Origin of the sequence: Microbacterium sp. Yaish 1, from assembly GCF_002245215.1 — a bacterium.
Taxonomy (GTDB): Bacteria; Actinomycetota; Actinomycetes; order Actinomycetales; family Microbacteriaceae; genus Microbacterium.
This window is the reverse complement of the sequence record NZ_NPMR01000002.1, coordinates 95,313-108,661: the sequence shown is the minus strand read 5'-3', so window position 1 is coordinate 108,661 and position 13,349 is coordinate 95,313. Positions and strand designations below refer to the sequence as shown.

Below are 13,349 nucleotides of genomic sequence, written 5' to 3'. Positions count from 1 at the left end.
TTCGTCGGTGACCACGGTCACCGACCGACCCACGACACCGTCCCGATCGTCACATGGCCGGGCGGGCGCCGCCGCGCCCGCTAGCGTGGATCGGGTCCCGCCCGCTCGGCCAGAAAGCTCCACCATGACCGAACACCACGCTCCCCTGCCCTCATCCGTCCAGCCGGTGTTCGACACCGTGCTGCAGCGCAATCCGCACGAGCCCGAATTCCAGCAGGCCGTGCACGAGGTGCTCGAGGCGATCGCGCCGGTCGTCGAGGCACAGCCCGAGCTCGCGCGCGACGGCATCCTCGAGCGGCTGGTCGAGCCCGAGCGGCAGATCATGTTCCGCGTGCCGTGGCTCGACGATGCCGGCACCGTCCGGGTCAACCGCGGCTACCGCGTGCAGTTCTCCTCGGTGCTCGGCCCGTACAAGGGCGGACTGCGGTTCCACCCGACGGTGAACCTGTCGATCGTGAAGTTCCTGGGCTTCGAGCAGATCTTCAAGAACGCGCTCACCGGTCAGGGGATCGGCGGCGCCAAGGGCGGCAGCGACTTCGACCCGCACGGGCGATCGGATGCCGAGATCATGCGCTTCTGCCAGTCCTTCATGAACGAGCTGTACCGCCACCTCGGTGAGCACACCGACGTCCCCGCCGGCGATATCGGCGTGGGCGCGCGTGAGATCGGGTACCTGTTCGGGCAGTACCGCAAGATCACCAACCGCCACGAGTCGGGGATGTTCACGGGCAAGGGCGTGCAGTGGGGCGGCGCCGAGGTCCGGACCGAGGCGACGGGCTACGGCGCGGTCTTCTTCGCGCAGGAGATGCTCGCCGTCGAGGGCGACTCGCTCGAGGGCAAGCGCGTCGCCGTGTCGGGTTCGGGGAACGTGGCGACATACGCCATCGAGAAGGCGTACCAGCTCGGCGCGACCCCGATCACGGCGTCCGACTCGTCGGGCACGATCGTCGATGAAGACGGGATCGACCTGGCCGTGCTCAAACAGGTCAAGGAGATCGACCGCCGGCGCATCTCGGCGTACCTCGACCACCGGCCGGGCGCGACGTTCGTCGAAGGTGGCCGCCCGTGGCGCACCGCGGTCGACGTCGCCATTCCGTCCGCGACGCAGAACGAGCTCGACGGCGACGATGCGCGCGCCCTCGTCGACGGCGGCGTGCGCGTCGTGGTGGAGGGAGCCAACATGCCCTCGACCCCCGAAGCGGTCGACGCGTTCCGCGCCGCCGGTGTGCTGTTCGGTCCCGGCAAGGCGGCGAACGCCGGCGGCGTCGCGACCTCCGCGCTCGAGATGAGCCAGAACGCGTCGCGCCAGCGCTGGGGCTTCGCCGACAGCGAGAACAAGCTGCGCGAGATCATGAAGAACGTCCACGACGCGGCCTTCGCCGCCTCCGAGCGCTACGGACATGCGGGCGACTACGTCGTCGGGGCGAACGCGGCCGGTTTCGAGCGCGTCGCGCGCGCGATGCTCGCGCAGGGGGTCATCTGACGCCGTCCGGGAGCCGGGTGGGGCGCGAGCCGGGTTAGGCTTTCACCCCGTGCCTTCCGATCCCTCCTCCCCCACGGAGTCCGCTCTGACGCGTCCGGGAACCCGCCCCGCGACCGTGTCGATGCTCACGCTGTCGACGTTCGTCGTCGGCTCGATGGTGGGCGCGGGGGTGTTCTCCCTTCCCGCCGGCTTCGCCGCCGAGACCGGCGTGGCCGGGACGCTCGTCGCGTGGGCGGTCGCAGGAGGCGGGATGCTCGCCCTCGCCTTCGCGTTCCAGCTGCTGGCCAACCGCCGGCCGGACCTCGACGCGGGCGTCTACAGCTACGCGCGAGCCGGTTTCGGGAGGTACCTCGGATACTTCTCCGCGTTCGGATACTGGGCCAGCGCGTGCGCGGGCAACGTCTTCTACTGGGTGTTCATCACCTCGACGCTGGGAGCGGTGTTCCCGGCCCTCGGCGCAGGCGACACCGTGGCCGCCGTCGCCGTGTCGTCGGCGGGGCTCTGGCTGTTCTTCATCCTCATCCGGCGCGGAGTGCGATCGGCGGCGGCCGTGAACCGCGTCGTCAGCATCGCCAAGACGCTCCCGATCGTCGTCTTCGTCGTGCTCTGCGCGACGGTCTTCGACCCCGCGGTGTTCGCCGCCAACTGGGCGGGCCCGTCGGGAGCCCCGCTGTGGGACCAGATCCGCGCGACGATGCTCGTCACCGTCTTCGTCTTCATCGGCCTGGAGGGTGCGAGCGTCAACTCGCGCCACGCCCGCTCCCGCCGCGACGTGGGACGGGCGACCCTGTTCGGCTTCCTCAGCGTGCTCGCGGTCTTCGCCTCGGTGACGATCGTCTCGTTCGGGGTGATGCCGCGGGAGCAGATCGCAGCGCTCCCCGAGCCTTCGCTGGGCGGGGTGCTCGAGTCGATCGTGGGTCCCGCCGGCGCTGTGTTCATCGGTGTGTCGCTCATCGTGGCTGTGCTCGGCGCCTACCTCTCCTGGACGCTCATGGCCGCCGAGGTGCTGCTGGAGGCGTCGCGGTCCGGCGATCTGCCGGCGTTCCTCTCGCGCACCAACGCCGAAGACACCCCGGTCGGCGCGCTCATGCTGTCGACGGCACTCGTCCAGGTGCTCCTGGTCGTGGTCCTGTTCGCCGAGAACGCCTTCTCGGTGGCGCTCGATCTGACGAGCGCGCTCGTGCTGATCCCCTTCGTCCTCTCGGCCGGCTACGCGCTGAAGCTCACCGTCACCGGTGAGACCTACCGCCGGGGCGACCGTGCGCGTTCCCGCGACCTCGTCGTCGCCGTCATCGCGACGGGTTACACGATCTTCCTCCTGATCGCGGCCGGCGCGCATTACCTCCTGCTCTCGCTGCTGATCATCGTGCCCGGCACCGCGCTGTTCGCCGCTGCGCGCCGACGCGCGGGGGCACGCGTCTTCACGAAGGTGGAGTGGATCGTGTTCGCGGCCGCCGTTGCGGGCGCGGTGTCCGCCGTCGTGCTGCTGGCCACGGGCCAGATCAGCATCTGACCCGCGGCCGCACCGTCAGGACGACGCGGCCGGTGTCGCCTGCGCGGTGACCGGGAAGAGCTGCTCGAGCAGCTGACCCGTCCAGGCGATGAGATCCGCATCGCCGAGCATGGCGCCTCCTGCCGTCGGCAGCGGGACCACGAGGGCTTCGCCGCCGGCGAGCAGCTTGGCCTTCGGATACAGCCGCTGCAGCCGGATGCGCATCGACTCGGGCAGCCGCGCCGGCGCGACTCGCAGGTTGGGCCCCATCGCGACGACGTCGGTCAGCCCGGCCTGCGCTGCTCGCCGGCGCAGGCGGGCGACCGCGAGCAGCCCCTCCACCTCGGCCGGCGGGCGCCCGTACCTGTCGGTGAGCTCCTCGACGACGAGGTCGATCGCCTCGTCCTTGGCGCTGACCGCTGCCGCCGCCGACAGCTTCTGGTAGGCCTCGAGGCGCAGGCGCTCGCTGTCGATGTAGTCCTCGGGGATGCGCGCGGCCACGGGCAACTCGAGCCGCAGCTCGGCCGGCCCGTCGACCTCTTCGCCCCGGAAGGTCGAGACGGCCTCGCCGATCATCCGCAGATAGAGGTCGAACCCGACCCCGGCGATGTGACCGGCCTGCTCGGCCCCCAGCAGGTTGCCGGCGCCGCGCAGCTCGAGGTCTTTCAGCGCGACCTGCATGCCCGAGCCCAGGTCGTTGTTGACCGCGATCGTCTCGAGCCGGTCGGCGGCGGTCTCGCTGAGCGGCTTGTTCTCGTCGTACAGGAAGTACGCGTACGCGCGCTCGCGCCCCCGCCCGACCCGGCCGCGCAGCTGGTGCAGCTGGCTCAGGCCGTACTTGTCGGCCCGGTCGATGATGATCGTGTTGGCGTTCGAGATGTCGAGGCCCGTCTCGACGATCGTCGTCGAGACGAGGACGTCGGCACGACGCTCCCAGAAGTCGTCGACGACCTGCTCGAGCTGGTGCTCCCCCATCTGACCGTGCGCGACGGCGATGCGAGCCTCGGGAACGAGCTCGCCGAGCTGCGCGGCGACGCGCTGGATCGACTGGACCCGGTTGTGCACGAAGAACACCTGGCCCTCGCGCAGCAGCTCGCGCCGGATGGCGGCCGCGATCTGCTTGTCACTGCGCGGTCCGACGTAGGTGAGGATCGGATGCCGCTCCTCCGGCGGCGTCGCGAGTGTCGACATCTCGCGGATGCCGGTGACGGCCATCTCAAGGGTCCGCGGGATCGGCGTCGCGCTCATCGCGAGGATGTCGACGCCGGTCTTGAGCTTCTTGAGGGCGTCCTTGTGCTCGACGCCGAACCGCTGCTCCTCGTCGATGATGAGGAGCCCCAGGTCCTTGAAGACGACCTTCTCGGTCAGGATGCGGTGGGTTCCGATGACCATGTCGACCGTGCCGTCGGCGAGGCCGTCGACCGTCTCGCGGGCCTGCTTCGCCGTCTGGAACCTCGACAGCGGCCGCACCTTGACCGGGAAGCCCGCGAAACGCTCGGTGAACGTCTCGAGATGCTGCTTGGCCAGAAGCGTGGTCGGCACGAGCATCGCGACCTGCTTGCCCTCCTGGATCGCCTTGAACGCCGCACGGACGGCGACCTCGGTCTTGCCGAAGCCGACGTCGCCCGACAGCAGGCGATCCATGGGGATCGGCTTCTCCATGTCGGCCTTGATCTCGTCGATCGTCTGCAGCTGGTCGGGCGTCTCCGCGAACGGGAACGCCTCTTCGAGCTCGCGCTGCCACGGGGTGTCGGGCCCGAATGCGTGGCCCTTCGAGGCCATCCGCGCCGAGTACAGCTTGACGAGCTCGACCGCGATGTCGCGCACGGCCTTGCGCGCCTTGCCCTTGGCGGCCGCCCAGTCGCTGCCGCCCATCTTCGACAGCACCGGAGCCTCACCGCCGACGTAGCGCGAGAGCTGGTCGAGCTGGTCGGTCGGCACGAAGAGCTTGTCGCCGGGATAGCCGCGCTTGGCGGGCGCGTACTCGAGCACGAGGTACTCGCGCTGGGTCTTCACGGCGTTGCGACCGCCGCTGGAGACCTCGCGCTGCACGAGCTCGACGAACTTGCCGATGCCGTGCGTCGAATGAACGACCACATCGCCGGGCTTGAGCTGCAGCGGATCGACGACGTTGCGCCGACGCGTCGCGAGCTTCTTCACGACGCGCCCGTCGCTGCCGATCGTGCGCCCGTAGAACTCGCTCTCGGTGAGGACGGCGAGCTTCGCCTCGGCGGACTCGAAGCCGCGCTCGAGCGACGCCACGACGCAGACCGCGACGGCCTCGTCGGCGATCTCGGCGATCCCCTCGCTCGTGCGCGCGGCGATACCGCGCTCGGCGAGCACGTCGCGGGCACGGTCGACGAGGCCAGGACCGGAGGCGCACACGACGACGCGCCAGCCGCGCGCCAGCAGGTCGCCGATATGAGCGGTGGCGCCGTCGACGTTGCCCTGGAACGACGGGACCGGGGTGCCGTCGATGCGGAGGTCGTCGCCGGTCTCGGTCAAGCCCTCGTCGGCGGCATCCGCGGCTCCCGAGTCGAACGCGCTCAGCGTCCACCACACCCCGGAGCGCTCACGCATCGCCTCGCGGAGCGCGGGAAGCGTCAGGAAGTCGCCCGAGCCGAGGTCGACGGGGCTGTCCGCTCCGGCGGTCGCGGCGCTCCAGGCCGCCTCGAGGAACTCGCGGTTGGTCTCGCCGAGGGTGCGGGCGCGCGTACGCGAGCGCTCGGGGTCGACGAGCGCGATCGCCGAGCCGCGGGGCAGGTAGTCGACGAGCGGCACGACGCCTTCAGCGAGCGCCGGCAGGAGCGACTCCATTCCCTCGACGGGGATGCCCTGCGACATCTTCTCGAGCATGCCCGTCAGACTCGGGAAGGTCGGGGCCATCGCCGCAGCCCGCTCGCGGACGGCCGGCGTCAGCAGCAGCTCGCGCGCCGGGAGGAGTACGGCCTCGCCGACCTCGCCCGGGAGGGACCGCTGGTCGGCGATCGAGAACGCCCGGATCTGGTCGACCTCGTCGCCGAAGAAGTCGATGCGCAGCGGATGATCGGCCGCGGCCGGGAAGACGTCGAGGATGCCGCCGCGCACGGCGAACTCGCCGCGCCGCGAGACCATGTCGACCCGGTGATAGGCGAGCTCGACGAGCCGACGGACGACCTGTTCGAGGTCGCTCCCCCGGGTACCCACCGACAGCGACACCGGGTCGGCGTCGGTCAGGCCGGCCGCGAGCGGCTGCAGGGCGGCGCGGACAGAGGCGGTGATGACCAGCGGAGTGCTGCCGTCGTGCGACGCCGCACGGCGGAGCACGGCGAGACGACGACCGACCGTCTCGGGGCTCGGACTGAGCCGCTCGTGCGGCAGGGTCTCCCACGCGGGGAAGTGCACGATCTCGGCCTCGGGCACGAGGCACTGCAGCGCGGCACCGAGGGTCTCGGCGCGGCGCCCGGTGGGGGCGACCGCGAGGACGACGGCGGGCCGGCCATCGCGGCGACGCTGCTCGAGCAGAGCCGCGAGGAGCGGGGCGTCGAGCCCGTCGACCAGCGAGTAGTCGAGACTGCCGACGGCGCCGGATGTCACCGCCTCCCGGAAGGAGTCAGCCTGCGAAAGGGCGCGCACGATCCCGGGAACTGTCACCACAGAAGCCTACCGCCGGCCGCCGACACGGGCGCTCGGTCTGGCCGGACGGCCGGCTCAGCGCGGCGCGTGGAAGCGCTGCTGCGCGGCGAGGAGCCCCTCGCCCACCACCGTCTCGACCGCATCGGCAGCATCCGACACGAGGATGCCGAGGGTCTTCCGCTCGGCCGACGAGAACGGGTCGAGGACCCAGTCCGCCGGGTCCTGCGCGCCCGGGGGGCGTCCGATCCCCACGCGGACGCGGGCGAAGTCGGGAGTGCCGAGGGCCTTGGCGATGTCGCGCACGCCATTGTGTCCGCCGTGGCCGCCACCCGTCTTGAGCTTGATGGTGTCGAAGGGGATGTCGAGCTCGTCGTGGACGACGACCACGTGGCCGGGGTCGACGCCGTAGAAGGAGGCGAGCGCGGCGGCCGGGCCTCCCGAGACGTTCATGAACGTCTTCGGCTTGGCCAGCACCATCTTGGCGGCACCGGGGCGGAGCCACGATTCGGCGGCCCACGCGTTCGCCTTGTGCGAACGGAGCGTCTCTCCGCGCCTGCCGGCGAGCTCGTCGATGACCATCTGGCCGATGTTGTGCCGGGTCGCCTCGTAACGCGGCCCCGGGTTGCCGAGACCGATGATGAGCCAGGTGTCCGCCATGGATCGCCTTTCGAACGACGGAGCCCGCCCCCACCGAGGTGAGAACGGGCTCCGCGGGGGTGAGAATTACTCGGACTTCTCGTCGCCCTCGGCCTCGTCGGACTGCTCGGCCGCGGTCGCCTCATCGGCGGCCTCGATCTCGTCGACGGCGGCGAGCGTCGCTGCGGGAACCGACACGGCGACGACGAGCGTCTCGGGGTCGGTCACCAGCACGGCGCCGCGGGGCAGCGTCAGGTCGGCGGCCGTGATGCGCGCGCCGTCCTCGAGGCCCTCGACGTCGACCTCGACGTTGGTGGGGATGTGGGTGGCCTCGACCTCGAGCGTGATCGACGACGCGTCCTGCGTCGCGATGGTGCCCGAGAACGGCTCGCCGGTCACGACGACGGGAACGTCGACCTGGACCTTCTCGCCCTTGTTCACGACGAGGAGGTCGATGTGCTCGATGATCTGACGCACGGGGTCGCGCTGCACGTCCTTGACGAGGACCAGCTGCTCCTTGCCGTCGATGGTCAGCTCGATGACGGCGTTCGCGCGACGGACGAGCAGCAGCATCTGGTGGCCCGGCAGGGCGACGTGGACGGGGTCGGTGCCGTGGCCGTAGATGACGGCGGGGATCTGACCGGCGGCACGCAGACGGCGGGCGAAGCCCTTGCCGAAGTTGGTGCGCGTCTCTGCAACGACCTTGGTGTCGGTCTCGGTGGACATGCGTTTCTCCTTGTGGGCCCGAGGCCCTGCTCAGCGGTATGCGGGTTCGACGCGAACGCGAGCGCGTGGAGAGGAACGTCCTGCACACACCCTCGTCGATCACGGATCCCGGTTCCCGCACAGCGGGCACGCGGCATCCCTCGCCGAAGTACACCCCTACTCTACCAGCGCTGGGTAGGGTGGTTGAGACGTCGTCTACGCCCGGAGGAAAAATGGATTACGGCTGGTTCTCGCACGTGCTTCTGTGGGTCATCGGTGCGATGACGCTCGGCTCGATCGTCTCCGTCAGCCTCGCGCTGTTCGCGATGGGACGACAGGGCTACCGCAAGGGCTGACCCGACCCGGGCGTCGCCGTGACGCCCCGATCGACGAAAGCGCGAGGCACTCAAGCGGGCCAGACCGCGACGACGACCTTGCCGGACGCCTCCGAGTCCTTGGCCGTCGCGAACGCCTCGACGATGTCACCGGCGTCGACGACGTGGGTGATCACCTGCTCGATCTCGGGGCGCTCGTCGAGGAGCCGGACCGCCTCGTCGATCTCGTCCTTGAAGCGGAAGGTGCCGACGTAGACGACTTCCTTGGAGATGAAGGGCGCCAGGTTGATCGGTCGCGGCTCGTTCGGGACTATTCCCACCTGCACGACGCGCCCTGCCGGCCGGGCCGCCCGCAGCGCCGCGGACACCGAGACCGCGACACCCGAGCACTCCAGCACGATGTCGTAGGAGTCAGCGGGGGGCTGCTCCGTGGTGACGTCGAACGTTCGGGTCGCGCCGAGTCGGCTCGCACGGTCGAGGGGTCCGGCCAGCACATCGGTGGCGTGCACCTCCGCCGCCCCGGCAGCGGTCGCCGCGGCCACCGCGAGCAGCCCGATCGGCCCGGCACCGGTCACGAGGACCCGCGCACCCGCGACGTCGCCTGCTTTGCTCAGCCCGTGCAGGGCGACCGCGAGCGGCTCGGCCAGCACGGCACGACGGACCGGCAGCGTCGGCGGGAGGGGTCGCACCATGGACCGATCGGCGACGATGAGCTCGGCGAGGGCGCCCTGGGTGTGCGGCGTCGTCGAGGCGCTGCCCAGATACGCTCCGCCTGGCCAGAGGTGCGGGTCGTCGGCGATCGCCTCGACCTTCCGCCCGAAGGTGGCGGGGTGAAGCGTCACCGGCGTGCCGGGCTCCCACTGCCCCGTGGGGTCGAGATCGATGCGGCCGCTGAGCTCGTGCCCGGGGATGAGGGGCTCCCGCACGACGAAGGCTCCATTGGCGCCTTCGTAGTAGTAGTGCAGGTCCGACCCGCAGATGCCGACGTAGTCGACGCGGATCCGCACCTCCCCCCCGCGGGGCTCCGGCTCGGCGACGTCCGAGATCTCGATGTGCTGCTTGCCGTGGATGTGTGCTGCGCGCATGGAGGTCCTTCCGGGTCAGACGACGGCGGTCATGCCGCCATCGACGAAGATGTTCTGCCCCGACACGAAGCTCGAGGCGTCCGAGCAGAGGAAGAGCAGGGCTCCGTCGAGTTCGCTGAAGTCGCCCCATCGCTGAGCCGGCGTGCGTTGCGCGAGCCACGCGCTGAAGTCGGCGTCGTCGACGAGCGCCCGATTCATCTCGGTCGCGAAGTACCCGGGCGACAGTGCGTTGACCTGCACGTTGTGCCGGGCGAGGTCGGCCGCCATCCCCTTCGTCAGCTGCGCGACAGCGCCCTTGGTCGCCGAGTACGGCGCGATCGTCTGGCGCGCGAGCGCCGACTGCACCGAGGCGATGTTGACGATCTTGCCCGATCCGCGTTCCACCATGCCGGGGGCGACGAACCGTGCGACGTAGAAGACGCCGTTGAGGTTCGCCGCGACGATCTCGTCCCAGTCGGCCACGGGGAACTCCGTGAACGGCGCGCGCCGCTGGATCCCCGCGTTGTTCACGAGGATGTCGGGCACTCCGACCTCGGCGATGATCGCCGCGACCCCTGCCTCGACCGCAGCGGCATCCGTGACGTCGAAGACCGTGGACACCGGCTCGGGCGAGCCGGCCTCGGCGACCTCGCGGCGCGTGCGCTCGACGGCCTCGGCATCACGGCCGTGGACGACGACACGTGCGCCCTCCCGGGCCAGGGCGAGTGCGAGGGATCGCCCGAGCCCGCGCGACGAGCCCGTCACGAGGGCGACGCGGCCGGTCACATCGAACAGAGAGGACATCGGATCTCCTTGTCGTGAAGAGGGCGGATCAGATCAGCGACGCGAGGCCGAAGACGCCGAGCACGAGCACGAACGCGGTCACGGATTCGATGGCCTGCTGCACGGTCCAGGTCTTCAGGGTCGTCTTGACGTCCATGCCCATGAGGCGTCCGACGAGCCAGAAGCCCGAATCGTTGACGTGTCCGGCGAACACCGAGCCGGCTGCGGTGGCCAGGACGATCGCGGCCACCTGGAGCGGGTTGAAATCACCGGCGGCGACCGCGGGGGCGGCGAGGCCGGCGGCCGTCACGAGGGCGACGGTGGCCGAGCCCTGCGCGAGGCGGATGATCACCGCGATGACGTAGGCGGCCACGATGATCGGGAGCCCGAGGTCGGAGAGCGTGTCGGCGAGGGCGTCGCCGATGCCCGAGGCGCGCAGGACGCCGCCGAACATGCCGCCGGCACCGGTGATGAGGATGACCGAGGCGACGGGGCCGAGTGCCGAGTCGACGACCTTCTCGAGCGCCGTGCCCTTCTCGCCGCGACGAGTGCCCAGCACGAAGGTGGCGACGATGACGGTGATGAGCAGTGCCACGAACGAGTTGCCGAGGAGCACCAGGACCTGCACCCACAGGTCGTCCGTCGACACGGCGCCCGCGGAGGCGAGGGTGGTGAGCCCCGTGTTCATGAAGATGAGGATCATCGGCAGGAGCAGCAGGAGCACGATCGTCAGCGGACGCGGCGGGTTCGCCGGCTGGTCGTCGTCCTTCTCGCCGAACAGCGCCGGCACGGGCAGCGGGATCCGGGCGGCGATGAACTTGCCCCACAGGTAACCGGAGACGTACCAGACGGGGAAGACGATGATGAGACCGAGGAGCAGGACGAGACCGAGGTTGGCTCCGTACGCCTCGGTCGCCGTGACGGGGCCGGGGTGCGGCGGCAGGAAGACGTGCATGACCGAGAACGCCGCGGCGGCGGGGATGCCGAAGAGCAGGACGTTCGCCTTCGAGACGCGGCGGGCGATCGCGAAGATGATCGGGAGCATCATCACCAGGCCCGCGTCGAAGAACATCGGGAAGCCGAGGATGAGCGAGGCGATGCCGAGCGCGAAGGGTGCTCGCTTCTCGCCGAAGACCTCGACGAACTTGTCGGCGAGCGCCTTGGCGCCGCCGGAGTGCTCGATGAGCCTGCCCAGCATCGCGCCGAGGGCGACGAGGAGGGCGACTCCGGCGAGTGTCCCGCCGAATCCGTCGGTGAGCGTCTTCGCGATCGCCGAGACCGGCACCTGAGCGACGAACGCGGTGAGCAGCGAGACGATGATCAGCGTCAGGAAGGCGTGGACCTTGCAGACGATGATCAGGAACAGGATGAGGGCGATCGCGCCGACTGCGATGAGCAGCAGCGGTCCGGCACCCAGGGTCTGGGTCCAGTCTTCCATCGGTATCTCCGTTGATGTCGGGAAGCGGACGACCGGGGGGCCGAGCCCCGCGGATCGTCCCGCGTTAGTATTCGAGCTGCCCCGTGCCACGGCAGCGGAGCAGAGCGATCCTCGCACAATGATCGTATCTTTTACAACCACTGATCGTATTTATCGGAGGCGTCATGGCGCAGGCATCCCACGGATCCGTGCTCGACGCCCTCGGGCTGCGTATCGCGTCGGGTGAGCTCGCACCCGGGTCGGTGTGCACCCTCGCCGATCTCGAAGCCGAGTTCGGCGTCTCCCGGACGGTCGTACGAGAAGCCGTCCGGGTCTTGGAGGCCATGGGCATGCTCTCGTCCCGCCGCCGGGTCGGTCTGACCGTCACCCCGACGAGCGAGTGGAGCGCGCTCGACACCCGCCTCATCGGCTGGCAGCTCGCCTCCCCCCGGCGCGATCATCAGATCGTCGTGGTCAACGAGCTGCGCTCGGCGGTCGAGCCGATCGCGGCGCGCTTGGCCGCACAGCGCGGCACCGACGTGCAGCGGTCGGAGCTGCTGCGGCTCGCGGCGCGCCTCGAAGAGCTAGGCCACAGCGGGCGCGGCGCCTCGCCGGAGTACCTCGAGGTCGACATCCAGTTCCACGACCTCATCCTCGACATGAGCGGCAACCTCATGCTCGCCGCGAACAAGGCCGCGATCGCCGCCGTCATCGCCGGGCGGTCCGACGTGGGTCTCACGCCCGCGATCCCCTACGAAGAGGCCCTGGACAACCACGTCCAGACCGCCGCGGCGATCGCGCGCGGCGACGCCGACGGCGCGGAGCGCCACACGCGGGGCTATGTCGACGCGGTCCTCAGCGAGGTGCGGGCGCTGGTGTGACCAGCCCGTCGGGCCGGCCGCCGCGGAGCGCCGTCACGAGCGCATCGATCGACTGATCCGTCATCCGCTGCACCGCGCCGCTCGTGTGCCCGCCCGCATGAGGCGTCGCCACCACGCCGGGGTGGCCCACGAGCGGCGAGCTCGAGGGCGGCTCGGTCTCGTAGACGTCGACGGCGACACCGTGGAGGCGTCCGTCGTCGAGCGCCCGACGTGCCGCGGCCTCGTCGAGCAGCCCGCCGCGAGCCGTGTTGACGACGATCGCTCGCGGTGGCAGCAGCCCCAGCCGGCGCTCGTCGAGCAGATGACGGGTCTCGGGAAGCAGCGGGACGTGGAGGCTGACGACGTCGCTGCGGCGGCACAGCTCGTCGATGTCGACCCGCTCGACCCCGGCCTGTGCGAACGCCTCGTCGGGCAGCATCGGGTCGTAGGCGATCGCCGTCATGCCGAGGCCCCGCGCACGCTCGGCGACCAGGCGGCCGATCGCCCCGAAGCCCACGACCCCGGCGGTGCCGCCCGTGAGCTCCTTGCCCTCGAGGCGCGGCCACTCCCCCGCACGCACCGCCTCGTCGAGCCGCGGGATGCCCCGCGCTGCGGCGAGCACGAGGCCGATCGCGAGCTCGGCGACGGCGATCGCGTTGGCGCCGGGCGTCCGCGTCACGACGACGCCCCGCGCCGCCGCGGCATCCAGGTCGACCCGGTCCACGCCGACGCCGTAGCGCGCGAGGACGCGCAGACGGGGCGCAGCCTCGAACACGGCGGCGTCATAGTCGTCGAGCCCGGCGATGATGCCGTCGACGTCCGCGACGAGCGGGACGAGCTCCGCCGCCGTGAGCGGGCGTCCGTGGGGATTGAGGACGACCTCGCCGACCTCGTCACGGAGCCTGCGGAGCGACGCGCCCTGCGGATCACGGCACAGGGAGGTCGGCGTCACCAGGACC

Annotated in this window: 11 protein-coding genes; 4 read left to right on the top strand and 7 right to left on the bottom strand. The window is 70.7% G+C overall.

Features of this window, described 5'->3' with window-relative positions:
- The first annotated feature begins 124 nt into the window (after nucleotides 1-124).
- Both gdhA and CI089_RS09530 read left to right on the top strand, forming a co-directional pair.
- Nucleotides 125-1,483: an NADP-specific glutamate dehydrogenase gene (gene gdhA, locus CI089_RS09535; protein WP_094261395.1), complete on the top strand. Its 1,359-nt coding sequence runs from the start codon at nucleotides 125-127 to the stop codon at nucleotides 1,481-1,483.
- Nucleotides 1,484-1,604: 121 nt separating this feature from the next.
- Nucleotides 1,605-2,996 (top strand): basic amino acid/polyamine antiporter, encoded by a 1,392-nt coding sequence (locus CI089_RS09530; protein ID WP_094262433.1) that lies wholly within the window; start codon nucleotides 1,605-1,607, stop codon nucleotides 2,994-2,996.
- 15 nt (nucleotides 2,997-3,011) lie between these two features.
- On the opposite strand, the gene mfd is transcribed toward CI089_RS09530, so the two are convergent.
- The 3 genes from mfd to CI089_RS09515 all read right to left on the bottom strand — a co-directional run bounded on the left by mfd (nucleotide 3,012) and on the right by CI089_RS09515 (nucleotide 7,952).
- The gene (gene mfd, locus CI089_RS09525) at nucleotides 3,012-6,608 is read right to left on the bottom strand and encodes a transcription-repair coupling factor (protein ID WP_179223305.1); all 3,597 of its coding nucleotides are present in this window, start codon (nucleotides 6,606-6,608) and stop codon (nucleotides 3,012-3,014) included.
- Nucleotides 6,609-6,665: 57 nt separating this feature from the next.
- On the bottom strand, nucleotides 6,666-7,247 hold the full coding sequence (gene pth / locus CI089_RS09520; protein WP_094261394.1) for an aminoacyl-tRNA hydrolase: 582 nt from the start codon (nucleotides 7,245-7,247) through the stop codon (nucleotides 6,666-6,668).
- A gap of 66 nt (nucleotides 7,248-7,313) precedes the next feature.
- Nucleotides 7,314-7,952, bottom strand: coding sequence for a 50S ribosomal protein L25/general stress protein Ctc (locus tag CI089_RS09515; RefSeq protein WP_094261393.1), 639 nt, complete (start codon nucleotides 7,950-7,952; stop codon nucleotides 7,314-7,316).
- A gap of 212 nt (nucleotides 7,953-8,164) precedes the next feature.
- Here CI089_RS09515 and CI089_RS16615 point away from each other — a divergent pair, with 212 nt between their 5' ends.
- Nucleotides 8,165-8,287 (top strand): hypothetical protein, encoded by a 123-nt coding sequence (locus tag CI089_RS16615; protein ID WP_023950368.1) that lies wholly within the window; start codon nucleotides 8,165-8,167, stop codon nucleotides 8,285-8,287.
- Between the two features lie 50 nt (nucleotides 8,288-8,337).
- Here CI089_RS16615 and CI089_RS09510 read toward each other — a convergent pair whose 3' ends face one another.
- Genes CI089_RS09510 through CI089_RS09500 form a run of 3 tightly spaced genes read right to left on the bottom strand, consistent with a single transcriptional unit; the run spans nucleotide 8,338 to nucleotide 11,551 of the window.
- The gene (locus CI089_RS09510; RefSeq protein ID WP_094261392.1) at nucleotides 8,338-9,351 is read right to left on the bottom strand and encodes a zinc-binding dehydrogenase; all 1,014 of its coding nucleotides are present in this window, start codon (nucleotides 9,349-9,351) and stop codon (nucleotides 8,338-8,340) included.
- Nucleotides 9,352-9,366: 15 nt separating this feature from the next.
- Nucleotides 9,367-10,134: a glucose 1-dehydrogenase gene (locus CI089_RS09505; RefSeq protein ID WP_094261391.1), complete on the bottom strand. Its 768-nt coding sequence runs from the start codon at nucleotides 10,132-10,134 to the stop codon at nucleotides 9,367-9,369.
- Nucleotides 10,135-10,162: 28 nt separating this feature from the next.
- Nucleotides 10,163-11,551, bottom strand: coding sequence for a GntP family permease (locus tag CI089_RS09500; RefSeq protein WP_094261390.1), 1,389 nt, complete (start codon nucleotides 11,549-11,551; stop codon nucleotides 10,163-10,165).
- Nucleotides 11,552-11,715: 164 nt separating this feature from the next.
- On the opposite strand from CI089_RS09500, the gene CI089_RS09495 reads away from it, so the two are divergent.
- Nucleotides 11,716-12,411 carry a FadR/GntR family transcriptional regulator gene (locus CI089_RS09495; RefSeq protein WP_094261389.1) on the top strand — a complete coding sequence of 232 codons (696 nt, stop codon included), beginning with the start codon at nucleotides 11,716-11,718 and terminating at the stop codon, nucleotides 12,409-12,411.
- Here the strand turns inward: CI089_RS09495 and CI089_RS09490 are convergent.
- Nucleotides 12,386-13,342, bottom strand: a complete 957-nt coding sequence (locus tag CI089_RS09490; protein ID WP_179223304.1) for a phosphoglycerate dehydrogenase — start codon at nucleotides 13,340-13,342, stop codon at nucleotides 12,386-12,388. The genes CI089_RS09495 and CI089_RS09490 overlap by 26 nt on opposite strands.
- Nucleotides 13,343-13,349 lie beyond the last annotated feature (7 nt).